A 17088-nucleotide genomic window follows, 5' to 3' on the forward strand; every position below is an offset into this window, starting at 1 on the left:
CGGCGTTTCCCCACAACGGCGGTTGACGTCCGCCGCCTCAGTGATATTCTCAATATATCGATCAATTGTCCATATTGTGAGAATTGATCGATGGATCGAAGCTCGATCCTTCCCTGTTCTGCCTGACCTCGTACTTCCCCCTCTGAGGTCCAGGAGCGCCGGCCCCGCCGTCGCTCCTTTCTTTTTGCCTCAAGCTCAGGGACGGCCCGCGCAGGTGGGCTCGCCACGCGCCGAGGCGTCGGCGACGGCGCGCAGCACCAGCTTCGAGGCCGGGACCTTGGCCCCCTTCAGCCCCTTGGCCACGATGCCGGCGGCCATGCGCGCGCCCAGCTCGTTGGGATGGGTGGTGTCGTTGATGCCCTCGGGGTGGCTGGCGATCTTGTCGGCCGCCGAATAGATCATGAAGCGCTTGGCGCCTTCGGCCTCGCCCAGCTTCTGCAGGACGGCCTGGCTTTCCTTGTCCAGGTCGATCAGCGGGGTCTTCGTTTCCGCCGCCACCCGCCGCACGGTCGCGGAATACGGGCCGTGGGTGTCCTGGATCTGGCCGTCCTTGAAGATCAGCTTGGCGATCGGGGTGATCAGCACCGGCTTGGCGCCGGCCGTGCGCACGTCGGCCACGAACCGCCGCAGGTTGTCGGCATAGGCCCCGTTCGGGTCGGTGAAGCGGACGATCTTCTTGGTGTCGGCGTCGTTGTGGCCGAACTGGATCAGGACGGTGTCGTCCTTCTTCAGCTGCGCCATCAGCACCGACCACAGCCCCTCCTCCTGGAAGGTCTTGGTCGAGCGCCCGCCGCGGGCCAGGTTGACGATCTGCGCCTCCGGCTTCAGCGAGCACTTCAGCACCATGCCCCAGCCCATCTGCGGGAAGCTGCGAGCGCTGTAGTCGGCGGCGGTGGAATCGCTGGCGATGACGATCCGGTTCGGGTCGGCCAGGGCGGCCGGCGCCGCCCCCATGACCAGAGCCAGTGCGAGGGCGGCGGCGATCTTCATCAGCGGGTCTCCGCCAGGATTGAACGGTCGATCTCGGAGACGGAGTTGACGCCGGTCAGCGCCATGGCCACCCGCATCTCCTTCTCCATCAAGTCCAGAAGCTGGGTCACGCCCGCCTGGCCACGCGCGGCCAGGGCGTAGACGGCGGCCCGGCCCAAAAGGACGCCCTTGGCGCCCAGGGCCAGCATCCGCACCACGTCGAGGCCCGAGCGCACCCCGCCGTCGGCCAGCACGGTCAGCTTGTCACCCACCGCCTCGGCGATAGCCGGCAGCGCCTTGGCCGACGACAGCACGCCGTCCAGCTGGCGGCCGCCGTGGTTGGACACCACAACCCCGTCGGCGCCGATGTCGGCGGCGGCCTTGGCGTCCTCGGGGTCGAGCACGCCCTTGATGACCAGCGGCCCCTTCCAGGACTGCCGGATCCATTCCAGGTCCTTCCACTGGATCGAGGGATCGAAGTTCGCCCCCAGCCAGCCCATGAAGTCCTCAAGGCCGGTATTGCCCTTCAGCACCGGGGCCACGTTGCCCAGGGTATGGGGACGGCCCATGACGCCGACGTCCCACGCCCATTGCGGCCGGCCCATGGCCTGCAGCATCCGGCGCATCGAGGCGTTCGGACCGCTCATGCCCGAATGGGCGTCGCGGTAGCGCGCCCCCGGCACGGGCATGTCGACGGTGAAGACCAGGGTGGTGGCCCCCGCCGCCTCGGCCCGCGCCAGGAGGTCGCGCATGAAGGCCCGGTCGCGCAGCACATAGAGCTGGAACCACAGGGCCCGGCTGGACGCCGCCGCCACCTCGTCCACGTCGCACACCGACACCGTCGACAGGCACAGCGGCACGCCCTTGGCCGAGGCCGCGCGCACCGCCTGGCATTCGCCGCGCCGGGCGTACATGCCGGTAAGGCCCACGGGGGCCAGCACCACGGGCATGGACTGCTCCACGCCGAACAGGCTGGTCGCCGTCGAGACCTTGGACACGTCCTTGAGCACCCGCTGTCGCAGGGCCAGGTCCGCCAGGTCGGAGACGTTGCGGGCCAGGGTCCGCTCGGCGTAGGCGCCGCCGTCGATGTAGTCGAAGAGGAAGCGCGGCAGCTTGCGCCGCGCAGCCTCACGGAAGTCGGTGGTGGACGAGACGATCATGGAAGGACGATCGATCTACTGCAGGTTCACGAACGCGCCGCCGTCGACCAGCAGGGCCGCGCCGGTGACGTAGTTGGCCAGGTCCGAGGCCAGGAACACGATCGGGCCGGCCAGGTCGTCGGGCTCGCCCAGGCGGCCCAGCGGGATGCGGCCGCTCATGTATTCGCGCTTGGCGACGTCGGCGAGGTCTTCCTTGTTGATCGCCGTCTCGATCGTGCCCGGCAGCACCGAGTTGCAGCGGATGCCATACTTCCCGAGCGCGATAGCGGTCGATTGCATGAGGCTGTGCACGCCAGCCTTGGTCGGGGTGTAGTGCGTCTGCATGCCGCCGCCGACCAGGGCGCTGATCGACGAGACGGCGATGATCGAACCGCCGTGACCCTGCTTGACCATCTGGTTGGCCGCCGCCTGCACCATGTAATAGGCGCCGAACAGGTTCACCTTCATGGTCCGCTCCATCACTTCCGGCGGCATGTCCAGGAAGGCGTGGAACGGGCAGATGCCGGCGTTGTTGACGAAGACGTCGACCTTGCCGAAGGCGGCGACGGCGGCGTCGACGAAGGCCTGGGCGGTTTCGACCTGGGCCACGTCGCCCTTCACGGCGATGGCGCGACGCCCAAGGGCCTCGATCTGCGCCACGGCGTCGGCCGCGCCGGCCTCGTCGGAGTGGTAGTTGATCGCCACGTCCGCGCCGTGACGCGCGGCGCCGATGGCGGCCGCCTTGCCGATACCGCCCGAGGCGCCGGTCACCAGCACCACCTTGTCCTTCAGAAGCATAGTTCCTCCGTCTTCACTCACGCGCGGGGAAGCGTCAGGTCTTTGCGCCTGACCCCCGCTTGCCGTTCCAGCCCAGATCGCGGCTGATCGCGTCGGCGGCCGAACGGATGTCGTCCACCAGGACCCCCATCCGCTCGTCGTCCATGTATTGAGCCGCGCCCGAGACGCTGATGGCCGCCACCACCTGCCCGCCCGCACCGCGCACGGGGGCGGCGACGCAGCGGATGCGGTCCTCGTTCTCTTCAAGGTCGAATGCCACGCCGCGCTGGGAATAGTCGTGCATCCAGGCGATCCACTGCTCTTCGTTCGGCGCGCCGGCCGCGGCCGGGCCCTCCTTGCGATAGAGCGCGCGCCAGCGGCTCTCGTCGTCGTCCAGCACCAGGGCCTTGCCCAGGCCGGTCGAGCGGATCGGCTGGCGATCGCCCACGCGCGAAGAGATGTTGATGCGGCGACGCCCGGTCAGCTTGTCGAGATAAAGAGCGCGGTCGTCGTCGAGCACGCCCAGGTGGACGGTGTCCTCCAGCTCTTCCCACAGCTTTTCCAGGTGCGGGCGCGCGATGCGCGGCAGGTCCATCTGCTGGCTGGCCAGATAGCCCAGCTCCAGAAGCTTCGGACCCAGGCTGTAGCCTTCGCGCGGGGTCTGGGTCAGCAGGCGACGCTCGACAAGGGCGGTGGCCAGTCGGTGCGTGGTGCTGCGGGTCAGGCCGAGTCGGGCCGCCAGCGCCGGCAGGCCGATGGCCCCCGCATCGGCCACCACGTCGAGCACGTCCAGGCCGCGAAACAGCGTCTGGCTGCCGCTTGGGCTCTTGGTCGCCGCGCCTTCGTCGTCCGCCACCGGTTCCGCTCCCCTTGACGTGCTGGGTTTCATTTTGTAGCACTACCTCTCATAATATGGAACGCAAGACAAGGGCTCGCGTCAGCGACTCTTTCGGTCGCGGGGGTCCTGCGATCAGCGTGTCATACGATGTTCTGGGGAGGTAGCGCGAACAGTCGTTCGCGTCGTTCGGCGGCCCCGCTGGCGCGCCTCCCTTGGTAGGGGCAGATCCGGTCGCGAGAAGACCGGGCGATGGTTGGAGCACGAGATGCCGCTTCCCTTGATCAAGGCTGTTCGCGCCTATGTGGTCCGCGGGGGCGGCGCCGACTATCACGACCAGGGCGAAGGCCACTGGATCGACGACCACATCGCCACCCCGATGTCGCGCTATCCGGAATACCGCCAGAGCCGCCAGAGCTTCGGCATCAACGTGCTCGGCACCCTGGTCGTCGAGATCGAGGCCGTCGACGGCACGATCGGTTTTGCGGTGACCACCGGCGGCGAGCCGGCCGCCTACATCGTCGAAAAGCACCTGGCCCGCTTCCTCGAAGGTCGTGATCCGACCGAGGTCGAGAAGATCTGGGACCAGATGTACTTCTCCACCCAGTACTACGGCCGCAAGGGTCTGGTCGTGAACGCCATCTCGGGCGTCGACCTGGCGCTCTACGACCTGATCGGCAAGCTGCGCCAGGAACCGGTCTACGCCCTGCTAGGCGGCAAGGTCCGTGACGAGCTGACCTTCTACGCCACCGGCGCCCGTCCGGACCTGGCCAAGGAAATGGGCTTCATCGGCGGCAAGATGCCCCTGCACCACGGCCCGGCCGAGGGCGAGGAAGGCCTGCGCAAGAACCTCCTGGAACTCGAAACCATGCGCAACCGCGTGGGCGAGGACTTCTGGCTGATGTTCGACTGCTGGATGTCGCTGGACCTCAACTACGCCACCAAGCTGGCCCACAAGGCCCACGAGTATGGACTCAAGTGGATCGAAGAGGCCCTCAGCCCCGACGACTACTGGGGCTATCGCGATCTGAAGAAGAACGCCCCTCCCGGCATGCTGGTCACCACCGGCGAGCACGAAGCCACCCGCTGGGGCTTCCGCATGCTGCTGGAGATGGAATGCTGCGACATCATCCAGCCGGACGTGGGCTGGTGCGGCGGCGTCACCGAACTGATCAAGATCGCCAACCTGGCCGACAGCAAGGGCGTGATGATGATCCCGCACGGCTCGTCGGTGTACAGCTACCACTTCGTCATCACGCGCCATAACAGCCCGTTCGCCGAGTTCCTGATGATGGCGCCCAAGGCCGACGAGGTCGTGCCGATGTTCCATCCCCAGCTGATCGGCGAGCCCGTGCCGGTCAACGGCAAGCTCAAGCTCGGCGACGCGCCCGGCTTCGGCGTCGAACTGAACCGCGACGTCGGCCTGCATCGTCCCTACCCGCGGTAAGCCGCGTCCCCCTCCCCCATTTTCCCCTAGAGCCAGAAGACCATGAAACTGTTGCGTTACGGCCCGCGGGGCGCCGAAAAGCCCGGCCTGCTGGATTCCGAAGGCAAGATCCGCGACCTCTCGGGCCACGTGTCCGACATCACCGGCGCGGAACTGACCCCGGAAGGCCTGGCCAAGATCGCCGCCATTGACCCGACCACCCTGCCGGTGGTCGAAGGCTCGCCGCGCTACGGCGTGCCGATCGCCAATGTCGGCAAGTTCCTGGCCATCGGCCTGAACTTCGCCGACCACGCCAAGGAAGCGGGCCTGGAGCCTCCGCCCGAGCCGATCTTCTTCACCAAGGCCATCTCGTGCCTCAACGGCCCGAACGACCAGGTCATGCTGCCCAAGGGCGCCGAGAAGGGCGATTGGGAAGTCGAGCTGGGCGTCGTGATCGGCAAGCGCGCCCGCTATGTCGAGCAGGACGAAGCCCTGGACTACGTCGCCGGCTACGTGCTGGTGAACGACGTCTCCGAACGCGCCTTCCAGAAGGAGCTCGGCTCGCAGTGGGACAAGGGCAAAGGTTGCGACACCTTTGGCCCCGTGGGCCCGTGGGTCGTCACCGCCGATGAAGTGGGCGACTGCCAGAACCTCGACATGTGGCTCGACCTCAACGGCAAGCGCATGCAGACCGGCAACAGCAAGACGATGATCTTCGGCGTCGCCGAGCTGATCGCCTACATGAGCCGCTTCGTCACCCTGGAGCCGGGCGACATCCTGACCACGGGCACCCCTCCGGGCGTCGGCGAAGGCCAGAAGCCCGAGAAGATCTTCCTGAAGGCCGGCGACGTCATGACGCTGGGCATCGAGAAGCTCGGCACGCAGCGCCAGGAAGTCATCGCCTGGACCAAGGAAGGCGTCTCGTGACCGTTTACGCCAACCGCTTTTCGGGCCGCACCGCCGTCATCACCGGCGGCGCCTCGGGCCTGGGCAAGGAAACCGCCCGCCGCATCGTCGCCGAAGGCGGCAAGGTCGCCCTGTGGGACCTGAACGCCGACGCGCTGGAAGCCGCCGCCAAGGAAGTCGGCGCGACCTTCACCGTCGCGCTGGACGTCTCCGACGAAGGTCAGGTGGCCGCCGCCACCACGGCCAGCTTCGAAGCCCTGGGCAAGATCGACGTGCTCGTGAACTCGGCCGGCATCACCGGCGCCACCGTTCCGGTGCATGAGTTCCCGCTCGACAGCTGGAAGCGCGTGATCGACATCAACCTGAACGGCCTGTTCTACTGCTGCCGTTCGGTGGTGCCGCACATGCTGGCGGCCGGCTACGGCCGCATCGTCAACGTCGCCTCGGTGGCCGGCAAGGAAGGCAACCCCAACGCCAGCGCCTATTCGGCCTCTAAGGCCGGGGTCATCGGCCTGACCAAGTCGCTGGGCAAGGAACTGGCCGGCAAGGGCGTCATCGCCAACAGCCTGACCCCCGCCACCTTCGAAAGCCCGATCCTGGAACAGCTGCCCGCCAGCCAGGTCGAGTACATGCGTTCGAAGATCCCGATGGGTCGCCTGGGCGAAGTCGAGGAAAGCGCCGCGATGGTCTGCTTCATGGCCAGCGAAGAGTGCAGCTTCACCACCGCCGCGACGTTCGACACGTCGGGCGGCCGGACGACCTTCTAGTTTGAGACCGGGCCCGCCTGTCCCTCGGGATGGGCGGGCCTGCAGCTTGCGAGACCAAGGGGACAGGCATGGCGTACGCGGGTCCGATCATCGACGCCCACATGCACCTGTGGGATCTCGACAAGCACTACTATTCCTGGCTGCAGGACGTCCCCCTGCCCAATAACCCGGCGGGCGACATGAGCCTGATCGCCGGCAAGAACTACCTGCCCGCCGACTACGCCGCCGACGCCCTGCCCTGGCGCGTCCAGAGCCTGGTCCACGTCGAGTGCGGCCTGCCCACCGACAAGCAGCTTTCCGAGACCGACTGGCTGGAAGGCCTGATCGCCGCTGGGGCGTCCATTGGCGCGCCGATCGGCGCCATCGTCGCCGGCGCCAACCTGGATGATCCGAACGTAGAGGCCCTGCTGGAGGCTCACGCCTCGCGGCCGCACGTGCGCGGGATCCGCCAGATCGTCAATTTCCACGCGGACCCGGCCAAGACCTACGGCCCGTCCGATCTCTTGCTGAACGACCAGTGGCGCGCGGGCTTCAGCCTGCTGGCCAAGCACGGCCTGTCGTTCGACCTGCAGCTCTATCCCGCGCAGATGGAAACCGCCGCGGCCCTGGCCGACGCCCATCCCGACATCGCGCTGGTGGTGAACCACGCCGGCATGCCGACCGACCGCGATGAGGCGGGCCTGGCGCTGTGGCGCTCCGGCATGGCCGCGCTGGCCCAGCGCCCGAACGTCACCTGCAAGGTCTCGGGCCTGGCCATGGTCGACCGCGCCTGGACGGTGGACAGCCTGCGTCCGTTCATCCTGCAGGTCATCGAGACCTTCGGCGTCGAGCGGACCATGTTCGCCAGCAACTTCCCGGTCGAGAAGGTGCACGGCTCGTTCGACGCCTTCTACAGCGCCTACGACGCCGTCACGGCCGGGTTCAGCGAGGCCGAGCGCCAGCGCCTGTTCGCCGGCACGGCCGCCGCCGTCTACCGCATCGCCTGAAAACCAAGAAACGACGCCAGGAGGAAACCATGAGCACGCTGACCGAGGGCCGCCCGATCGCCTTCCGCATGCAGCTGAAGCCCGGTGTCGCCGCCGAGTACGAGCGCCGTCACGACGAGCTGTGGCCCGACCTGGCGCAGGCCCTTCGGGAAGCCGGCATCTACGACTATTCGATCTTCCTCGACGAAGAGACCATGAGCCTGTTCGCCGTGCTTCGCCTGAAGCCCGACAACAACAAGGACGCCCTGCCCCTGCAGCCGGTGATGAAGCGCTGGTGGGACTTCATGGCCGACCTGATGGACGTCCATCCGGACAACAAGCCGGTCGAATGGCCGCTCAAGCCCGTCTTCTACTTCGAGGGCTGAGCCAGTGATGATGAAGCGTCCCGCCCTCTTCGGCCTCGCCGCCGCCCTGCTCGCCACGACCGCGCTCTCCAGCGCGAATTCGGCTGAGCCGACGCGCTACGTCATGACGGCGTTCACCAACGCCAGCCAGTCGAACATGAGCGTGTACGACTCGGCCGACGGCTCGCGCTTCACCCTGCAGAAGCCGCTGGCCTACACCCCGCCCAAGGGGCTGATCCGCGATCCCAGCGTCATCAAGCGCAAGGACGGCTTCTACTACGTCGCCTACACCACCGGCTGGACCGGAAACACGATCGGCCTGGCCCGCAGCAAGGACCTGGTCGACTGGACCTTCCTGCGCGACGTCACCGTCGACGTGCCTGGCTCGACCAACACCTGGGCGCCGGAGTGGTTCGTCGACGCCGACGGCTCCGAGCACCTGATCCTGTCGGTCTCGACCACGGGCATCGCCGGGCAGTTCCAGCCTTACCGGATCACCGCGCAGGACGCCGACCTCGCCAGCTGGAGCGCGCCGCGCCCGCTGTCGGGCATGGGCCCCAACTACATCGACGCCTTCGTCGTGCGCGAGGGCTCGCAGTACCAGGCCTTCGCCAAGAACGAGACGACCAAGTTCATCGAGCTGCTGACCGCCCCGTCGCTGGATGGCCCCTGGCAGGTCAAGGGCGGCGGCGACTGGGCCGGCTGGGGCAAGTTCCTCGAAGGTCCCGCCCTGACCCGCACGCCTGAAGGCGCCTGGCGCATCTATTTCGACGAGTACATGTCGAAGCGCTACTGGTACTCCGACAGCACCGACGGCTTCCGCACCTGGACGCCCAAGAAGGAACTGCCCGAGCTGTCGGGCACGGTCCGCCACTTCACGGTGCTCAAGGAAGGCGGCGAGCAGGCGGTCGCGGCCAAGCCGGCGCAAGCCCACAAGATCACCTGGGACAAGTACTCCCTGAAGGTCGACGGCAATCGCATCTATTCCTGGGGCGGCGAGTTCCACCCCTTCCGCGTGCCCAGCCCCGACCTGTGGCGCGACATCCTCCAGAAGATGAAGGCCAGCGGCTACAACACCGTCGCGATCTACATCGACTGGGGCTACCACTCGCCCAAGCAGGGGGTCTACGACTTCTCGGGCATCCGCGACATGGATCGCGTGCTGACCATGGCCAAGGAAGAAGGCCTGTACGTCATCACCCGCGCCGGGCCGTACGTGAACGCCGAGCTGACGCGCGGCGGCTTCCCCGGGCACCTCGTCAACCAGCAGGCCCGCGCCCGCACCGACGCGCCGGAATACATCCAGGCCGCCGACGAGTGGCTGAGCCAGATCAACAAGGTCATCGCCCGCCACCAGCTGACCACCGGCCAGGGCACGGTCATCGCCCACCAGATCGAGAACGAGCTCGACGTCGTCGGCGCCCCGCAGCAGCGCTACATGCAGTGGCTGGCCGACAAGGCCCGCGCTGATGGCATCACCGTCCCGCTGTTCCACAACGACAAGGGCCGCAACGGCTACTGGGTGCCCAAGGGCTCCAACGTGCCGGGCGCGGTCGAAGGCCCGACCGACCTCTACGCCTTCGACGGCTATCCGGGCGGCTCGTGCAAGGTCGACTCGACCCCCTCCTCGCCCGGCGTGGCGCCCGACTGGGGCCTCTACGGCGCCGGCGGGGCCAAGGGCGGCGCTTCGGCCAGCCCCAACACGCCCGGCTTCGCGGCCGAGTTCGGCGGCGGCTGGTTCGACTACTGGGGCAGCAACGGCGACTACGACTGCACCGCCATCCATCGCGGCGTCGGCTACCAGCGGGTGTTCTACGGAACCAACATCGCCAACGGCCTGACGATCCAGAGCTTCTACATGACCTATGGCGGCACCTCGTGGGGCTGGTCGCCGGCCCCGGTGGTGTTCAGCTCCTATGACTACGGCTCGGCCATCGACGAGGCCCGCGGCCTGCGCGACAAGGCCCGCATCATGAAGCAGATGGGCCAGTTCCTGAACGCCGTTCCGGACCTGCGCCGCATGGACAAGGGCGAGGCCGTCGTTCCCTCGAACGACAAGGTCCGCGTCTATCACAACGTCAACGCCGAGACCGGCAGCCACCTCTATGTGGTGATCCACAACCCCAGCAGCGCCACCGGCGACGAGGCCTTCACCTTCAAGGTCAAGACCCGCGACGGCGAGTACCTGGTCCCCTCGCGGATCAAGGGCCAGGACAGCAAGATGCTGATGGCCAGCTACGACCTGGGCGGCCAGCGTCTCGTCTATTCGACGTCCGAGATCCAGACCCACCTGCCCTGGAACGGCGGCGACCTGGCCCTGATGTACGGCCGCGCCGGCGAGGCCGGTGAGACCGTCCTCCGTTACGCCGAGGCGCCCAAGGTCGAGGTGCTGGAAGGCCAGGTCTCGTCGAGCTTCGACGCGGCCAAGGGCGACCTGAAGCTCTCCTACACCCACACGGGCCTCGCCCGCGTGCGCATCACCGGCGGCGGCCGTCCGCCGCTCGTGCTGCTGCTGGCGGATGAAGCCACCGGCCAGACCTTCTGGCGCCAGGACACCGCCGCCGGCCCGACCCTGCAGCGCGGCCCCGGCCTCGTGCGCTCGGCCAGCGTCAAGGGCGCGGTCCTGTCGCTGACCGGCGACACCGAAGCCGAGAGCGCCCTGGAAGTCTTCGCGCCCAAGGGCGTCAAGTCCGTCCGCTGGAACGGCGCCGCCGTCGCCGCCAAGGCCACGGCTTCGGGTTCGCTGCTGGCCAGCAAGTCGCTGGCCGGCCCCGCCGCCGTCACCGTGCCGGATCTTGCCAAGCTCGACTGGAAGACCGCCGCCGGCTCGCCCGAGTCGGAACCCGCCTTCGACGACAGCGCCTGGGCCAAGGCCGAGGGCAAGCGCGGCGGCTCCACCGTGCGTCCGCCGACGGGCCAGCCCGCGCTCGACATGAGCACCCACGGCTTCCACCACGGCGACGTCTGGTATCGCGGCCGCTACAAGGGCCGCGCCGACATCGACACCCTGACCCTGCACTACGGCGCCGGCGGCGCCGGCATGCTGCAGGTCTGGCTGGACGGCAAGTTCCTGGGCCAGCACGAGCTGGACGGCGGCCTGCCCCGCCCGATCACCACGGGCGTGGCGACCTTCAAGCTGCCGGAAGACCTGCGCGGCGACGGCGAGCATGTCCTGTCGGTGATGGTCCGCAACAACGGCCACAACTGGGACCTCGACGCCGACGACTTCCACAAGGAAGCCCGCGGCCTGGTCTCGGCCTCGCTGTCGAGCCCGACCAGCTACAGCTTCGCCGTGCCGATCAGCTGGAAAATCCAGGGCAACAAGGGCGGCGAGGACATCGCCGATCCGGTGCGCGGCCCGATGAACGAAGGCGGCCAGTACGGCGAACGCAACGGCTGGCACCTGCCGGGCTTCCCCGACCAGGGCTGGACCAAGGCCGACATGGGCGCCACTCAGCCCTACGCCGGCACCACTTGGTATCGGACCAACTTCGACCTGGCTTTGCCCAAGGACCAGGACGTGACGCTGGGCCTGACGATCGGCGATCCGAAGACCCCGCGCTCGCCCGGCCGCTATCGCGTGCTGATCTTCGTCAACGGCTGGAACATGGGCCAGTTCATCGCCCACGTCGGCCCGCAGCGGACCTTCGTGCTGCCCAACGGCATCGTCGATCCGCACGGCAAGAACACCATCGCCCTGGCCGTGACCAGCGACGGCGCCCCCGGCGACGCCCTGGAAGCGGTCAAACTGGAAGTGCTGCGCAACGTGGAAGGCGGCGTGCCCGTCGCCCGCGTCCCCGCGCCGAACTACAAGCAGTAGGCCCCCGCCTACCCCGAACTTACCTTTAGGAGACTACCGTGCCCAATCTCGCTCACGGCATCGAGGCCAAGGACGTCAAGGCCAAGATCGCCCTTCTGATCAGCAACCTCGTCGACATCACCGACGAGACGGGCGAGTTCCTGCTGCGCCTCGACGACGGCCGCGTCATCGACACCAAGGGCTGGAACGACTGGGAATGGACCCACGGCGTGGGCCTCTACGGCCTGTGGAAGCAGTACGAGATGTACGGCGACGAGCGCGCCTTCGACATCATGACCAAGTGGTTCGCCGACCGCTTCGAGGCCGGCACCCCGACCAAGAACATCAACACGGTCTCGCCGTTCCTGACCCTGGCCTACCTCTACGAGGCCACCGGCGACCACACCTACATCCCCTATCTCGAGACCTGGGCCGACTACGTCATGTACGAGGGTCCGCGCACCGAGGAAGGCGGCTTCCAGCACATCGTGTTCAACAGCGAGAACCCGCAGCAGCTGTGGGACGACACGCTGATGATGAGCGTGCTGCCGCTGGCCAAGATCGGCCTGCTGCTCGACCGCCCCGACTTCGTCGAGGAGGCCAAGCGCCAGTTCATGGTCCACATCAAGTACCTGGCCGACCGCAAGACCGGCCTGTGGTTCCACGGCTGGACCTTCGAGGGCCGTCACAACTTCGCCGACGCCCTGTGGGCCCGCGGGAACTGCTGGGTGACGATCGCCATCCCGGAATTCATCGAGCTGCTCGACCTGAAGCCGGGCGACGGCCTGCGCGCCTTCCTGATCGACGCCCTGGAAGCCCAGATCAAGGCCCTGACCGAGTACCAGGACCAGGAAACCGGCCTGTGGCACACGATCATCAACGACAAGACCTCGTACCTTGAAGCCTCGGCCACCGCCGGCTTCGCCTACGGCGTGCTCAAGGCCGTGCGCAAGCGCTACATCGGCAAGGAATACGAAGCCGTCGCCATCCGCGCCATCAAGGGCGTGCTGGCCAACATCGACGACGCCGGCGAACTGCAGCAGGTCTCGTTCGGCACCCCGGTGTTCGACACGATCCAGGGCTACAAGGACATCCCGCTGACCTCGATGCCGTACGGCCAGTCGCTGGCCATGCTGGCGCTGGGCGAGTTCCAGCGCGCCTTCATCTAACTCTCTCACCGACCTTCCCTGCGGAGGCGGGGATCCAAGCTGGCTCTATCGCGAGAGCGCCGGAAACTCGGCTTGGATCCCCGCCTGCGCGGGGAAGAACGGATGGGGGAATACAATTCAGAGGCTCACCAGAAGCCTTTCGAAGTTTTGGGACACGAAACGAACATGGCCACGCCAGACGCCCGCAAACCGTCCTGGATCAACTATTGGGGCTGGGGCTCCGGCGACATGCTGGGGGCCGGCGCGCAAGCCGTGATCACCGGCTGGCTGGCCTACTTCTTCATCACCTTCTGCGGGCTCACGCCGATCGAAACCGGCATGATCCTGGGCCTGCCGCGCCTGCTCGAGGCGATCACCTGCCCGCTGATCGGCTACATCTCCGACAACCTGCGCCACACCTGGATCGGCCGTAAGGTCGGGCGGCGGAAGATCTTCCTGCTGCTGACCATCCCGCTGCTGCCCAGCTTCGCCCTGATCTTCGTCTCGGGGCAGACGTTCACCTACTACCTGGTGACGTTCATCTTCTTCGAGTTCGTCTACACGATGTTCCTGATCCCGTGGGAAACCCTCGCGGCGGAAATGACGAAGGATTACAAGGAGAAGGCCAAGTTCGCGGGCGCCCGCATGCTGATCGCCCAAAGCTCGGCGATCCTGGCCTCGTACCTGCCCACGCTGATCATCAACAACTTCGGCGGCAAGGACAGCTCCAACACCTTCCTGATCATGGCGGCCATCTTCGGCGGCCTGTTCAGCCTGGTCGTGGTGCTGGTGGTGCTGTTCACCTGGGAGCGCCCCTACACCGAGGACGAGAAGCTGATCCAGCCCGAGGCCATGGACTGGGGCAAGGCGGCGCTGATCCCGGTCAACATGTTCCGCGACCTGTTCTCGACCCTGAAGCTGAAGGCCTTCCGCCAGCACCTGTCGCTCTATCTGGGCGGCTACATCAGCCAGGACATCTTCAACACCGCCTTCCCGCTGTTCGTGGCCACGGTGATGGTCGGCTCGACCCTGGTGATCTCCCAGGCGATGACGATGATGTACTTCGCCCAGCTGATCTCGGTGATGATCGCCATCCGCGTGATCATCAAGACCGGTCCGACGGCCGCCTACCGCATGGCCATCACCTTCGTCGGCGCGGCCCTGCTGCTGTTCCTGGGCTTCTACCTCGTCAAGCCGGCCGGCTTCACCGCGAGCGTCGAGGGCCTGCACGGCAACATCTTCAACGCCGCCGGTTCGGGCTTCAACCCCACGGTCCTGTTCTGGTTGTTCCTGCCGATCATCCTGGCGGGCCTGGGCCGCGGCACGCTGAACTTCGTGCCCTGGGGCGTCTACAACTACCTGCCCGACGTCGACGAGGCGGTCACCGGCCAGCGTCGCGAGGGCATCTTCGCCGGCGTCATGACCTTCGTGCGCAAGATCGCCCAGTCGGGCGCCATCCTCCTGACCACCACCCTCCTGGGCCTGGGCGGCTTCGTCTCGGGCGGCAAGGGCCAGGTGGTCCAGCAGACCCCGCAGGCGATCCACACCCTGGTGCTGATCATGGTCGGCGGCCCGATCCTGGTGATGGTCACCGGCATGATCATCTCGTGGAAGTTCCGCCTCAACGCCAAGACCCACGAGGTGCTGGTCCACGAGGTCGAACGCCTGCGCGCCGGCGCGACCGAGGCCGAGACCCCCGAGTCCAAGGCCATCGTCGAGGACCTCACCGGCTGGAAGTACGAACGCCTCTGGGGCCGCGGCGAAAAGGCCAGCCCCCCGGTCGGCAGCGACCAGATCCCCGACATCAACTGAGACTGATCCCTCTCCCCCTGCGGGAGAGGGTGGCCTCCCGAAAGGGAGGTCGGGTGAGGGGTCTCCCAGAAGCCAAACGCCGCGACAGCCGATCGGCCGTCGCGGCGTTTTCGTTCGTGCAACCCCTCATCCGTCGACTACGTCGACACCTTCTCCCGCAAGGGGAGAAGGACGAGACCCAAGACCCTCCCCCTTTCGGGGAGAGGGCCTGTCAGGCCGCCTCGGCCTGCCCCCAGCGCGCCACCATCTCCAGCAGCCGCGAGGGATTGATCGGCTTGCCCAGGTGGTCGTCCATGCCGGCTGCCATGCACGTGGCCACCTGCTCGGGCAGCACGTTGGCGGTCATGGCCACGATCGGGGTGCGCAGGCCCATCGGCTCCAGCGCCCGGATACGGCGGGTGGCCGTCAGGCCGTCCATTACCGGCATCTGCACGTCCATCAGCACCAGGTCGTAGGCCTTGCCGGCCTTGAAGGCGTCGACCGCCGCCACCCCGTCGACGGCCGTCTCGACCTCGACGTCGAACGGCGCCAGCAGCGCGCCGATCAGTTCGCGGTTGGCCGCGTTGTCCTCGACCAGCAGCAGCCGAACGGGCCGGTCCAGCGCCGCCGGCTGCGGCGCGGGGGGCAGGTCGTTGGCCACCGTCTCGGTCACCGGCAGTTCGACCTCGAACCAGAAGGTCGAGCCCTGCCCGGCGACGCTGTCGACGCCGATCTGGCCGCCCATGGCCTCGATGATCCGCTTGCAGATCGCCAGGCCCAGGCCCGTGCCCCCGAACCGGCGCGAGACCCCGGCGTCGGCCTGGATGAAGCGCTCGAACACCGCCTCGTGCATGTCGTCGGGCAGGCCGATGCCGCTGTCGCGCACCGCCATCCGCAGCCGCTGGCCCAGGGCCGAGCTCTCCTGGTTCACGCTGATGACGATCTGCCCCTCGCTGGTGAACTTCACCGCGTTGGACAGGAAGTTCAGCAGCACCTGGTTCAGCCGCGCGGCGTCGCCCAGCAGCGGCTTGAGGCCCGGGCCGAACTCGATCAGCACCGGCAGGCCCTTGGCCTGGGCCTGGCTCTCGATCAGGGCCGCGGCCGAGCGGGCGATCTCGCAGGGCTTGAACGGCTCGGCGTCCAGCTCCAGCCCCGCCTCCAGGCGCGAGAAATCCAGCACGTCGTTGATGACGCCAAGCAGGGTGTTGCTGGCCTCGTGGATCAGGCGCACCTGCCGCGCGTCGGTCTCGTCCAGGGCCGACGACTGCCGCAGCAGGCCCGAAAAGCCGATGATCGCCGTCAGCGGCGTGCGCAGCTCGTGGGTCATGTTGGCCAGGAAGTCGGCCTTGGCCGCCGCGGCCGCCTGGGCCTGGTGCGCGGCCGTCGCCAGCTCCTGCGCCAAGCGTTTGCGCTCGGTGATGTCGCGGCTGGTGGCGATGAAGCCGCCGCCCTCCTCCTTGGGCACCAGCGAATAGGTGCTCTCGATCCAGATCGTCTGGCCGTCCTTGCGGCGGAACTGGTACTCCAGCGTGCTGCTGTCACTGGGCGTCTGCAGCGTGCGGATGGCCGCCACGGCCTGGGCGCCGTCCTCCTCGCTGACCCCAAGCAGGTTGGGCGCGACCAGGAACTCGGCGGGGGTGTAGCCCGTCAGCCGCTCGATGGCGGGCGAGTTGTAGCGCCTGCGCCCATCGGGCCACCACATCGACAGGGCGTCGGTCAGGTTGTTGGCCAGGATCCGGTACAGCGACTCGTGCTCGCGCAGCCGCGACAGGGTCCGCTCGGCCTCGCGGCGGCGGCGCTCGGCCTCCTCGGCCGTCTGGCGCTGGATCTTCAGGCTCTGCGACAGGTCAAGCTTGGCGGCCTTCAGGTTCAGCCGCTGGCTGTGCAGGACATAGAACAGCGGCCCGCCCACGATGACGACGATCACCATCGTCATCCACGGCGTGAAGACCTCGGCGCGCTTCAGGATCAGGATGTTGACGCAGTAGTCCGTCGTCACCGCCATCAACGCGGCCAGCACGACAGTCGCAACGGTTCTCAGGAACGTGGCTAGAAACATGGCCCCAGGGTCGACGTCACGCCGGATCGAAACAGCTCGATCCCGTTCCTTTTCGCTCATCTAGGAAGCGAAGGTGCTAAAATCGACGCGCATGGGTCATCAAATCGACCCGCGCGACGCTAAGCCGCACTGTCGGGCTCGT

13 protein-coding genes are annotated in these 17088 nt (G+C 67.4%); 8 read left to right on the plus strand and 5 right to left on the minus strand.

The window, feature by feature from the left end:
* Positions 1-195: 195 nt before the first annotated feature.
* From G5B46_RS21270 to G5B46_RS21285, 4 genes are read right to left on the minus strand one after another with little or no spacing between them, the layout of a single operon-like run.
* A complete protein-coding gene (locus G5B46_RS21270) occupies positions 196-990 on the minus strand; it encodes a rhamnogalacturonan acetylesterase (RefSeq protein WP_165262209.1) in 795 nt (264 codons plus the stop codon).
* Positions 990-2129 (minus strand): FMN-dependent L-lactate dehydrogenase LldD, encoded by a 1140-nt coding sequence (lldD, locus tag G5B46_RS21275; protein WP_165262211.1) that lies wholly within the window; start codon positions 2127-2129, stop codon positions 990-992. Before lldD ends, G5B46_RS21270 begins: the two co-directional genes overlap by 1 nt.
* 15 nt (positions 2130-2144) lie before the next feature.
* The gene (locus G5B46_RS21280; RefSeq protein WP_165262213.1) at positions 2145-2906 is read right to left on the minus strand and encodes an SDR family NAD(P)-dependent oxidoreductase; all 762 of its coding nucleotides are present in this window, start codon (positions 2904-2906) and stop codon (positions 2145-2147) included.
* Positions 2907-2940: 34 nt separating this feature from the next.
* The gene (locus tag G5B46_RS21285; RefSeq protein ID WP_346764959.1) at positions 2941-3741 is read right to left on the minus strand and encodes an IclR family transcriptional regulator; all 801 of its coding nucleotides are present in this window, start codon (positions 3739-3741) and stop codon (positions 2941-2943) included.
* Positions 3742-3988: 247 nt separating this feature from the next.
* On the opposite strand from G5B46_RS21285, the gene rhmD reads away from it, so the two are divergent.
* The 8 genes from rhmD to G5B46_RS21325 all read left to right on the plus strand — a co-directional run bounded on the left by rhmD (position 3989) and on the right by G5B46_RS21325 (position 14908).
* Positions 3989-5167, plus strand: coding sequence for an L-rhamnonate dehydratase (gene rhmD, locus G5B46_RS21290; protein WP_165262217.1), 1179 nt, complete (start codon positions 3989-3991; stop codon positions 5165-5167).
* A gap of 42 nt (positions 5168-5209) precedes the next feature.
* A complete protein-coding gene (locus G5B46_RS21295; RefSeq protein ID WP_165262219.1) occupies positions 5210-6073 on the plus strand; it encodes a fumarylacetoacetate hydrolase family protein in 864 nt (287 codons plus the stop codon).
* Positions 6070-6819 carry an SDR family NAD(P)-dependent oxidoreductase gene (locus G5B46_RS21300; RefSeq protein ID WP_165262221.1) on the plus strand — a complete coding sequence of 250 codons (750 nt, stop codon included), beginning with the start codon at positions 6070-6072 and terminating at the stop codon, positions 6817-6819. Before G5B46_RS21295 ends, G5B46_RS21300 begins: the two co-directional genes overlap by 4 nt.
* 68 nt (positions 6820-6887) lie before the next feature.
* On the plus strand, positions 6888-7805 hold the full coding sequence (locus G5B46_RS21305; RefSeq protein WP_165262223.1) for an amidohydrolase family protein: 918 nt from the start codon (positions 6888-6890) through the stop codon (positions 7803-7805).
* Positions 7806-7834: 29 nt separating this feature from the next.
* On the plus strand, positions 7835-8170 hold the full coding sequence (rhaM, locus tag G5B46_RS21310; RefSeq protein WP_101717582.1) for an L-rhamnose mutarotase: 336 nt from the start codon (positions 7835-7837) through the stop codon (positions 8168-8170).
* A 7-nt stretch (positions 8171-8177) separates the two neighbouring features.
* Complete coding sequence (locus G5B46_RS21315) at positions 8178-11969, plus strand: beta-galactosidase (protein WP_165262225.1); 3792 nt, start codon at positions 8178-8180, stop codon at positions 11967-11969.
* 38 nt (positions 11970-12007) lie between these two features.
* Positions 12008-13117, plus strand: a complete 1110-nt coding sequence (locus tag G5B46_RS21320; RefSeq protein WP_109099342.1) for a glycoside hydrolase family 88 protein — start codon at positions 12008-12010, stop codon at positions 13115-13117.
* Between the two features lie 165 nt (positions 13118-13282).
* Entirely contained in the window at positions 13283-14908 is a 1626-nt protein-coding gene (locus tag G5B46_RS21325; protein WP_165262227.1) for an MFS transporter, read from the plus strand.
* 211 nt (positions 14909-15119) lie between these two features.
* Here G5B46_RS21325 and G5B46_RS21330 read toward each other — a convergent pair whose 3' ends face one another.
* Positions 15120-16907 (minus strand): ATP-binding protein, encoded by a 1788-nt coding sequence (locus G5B46_RS21330; RefSeq protein WP_165262229.1) that lies wholly within the window; start codon positions 16905-16907, stop codon positions 15120-15122.
* Positions 16908-17088 lie beyond the last annotated feature (181 nt).

Origin of the sequence: Caulobacter sp. 602-2 (genome assembly GCF_011043625.1) — a bacterium.
In the GTDB taxonomy this organism is placed as follows: Bacteria; Pseudomonadota; Alphaproteobacteria; order Caulobacterales; family Caulobacteraceae; genus Caulobacter.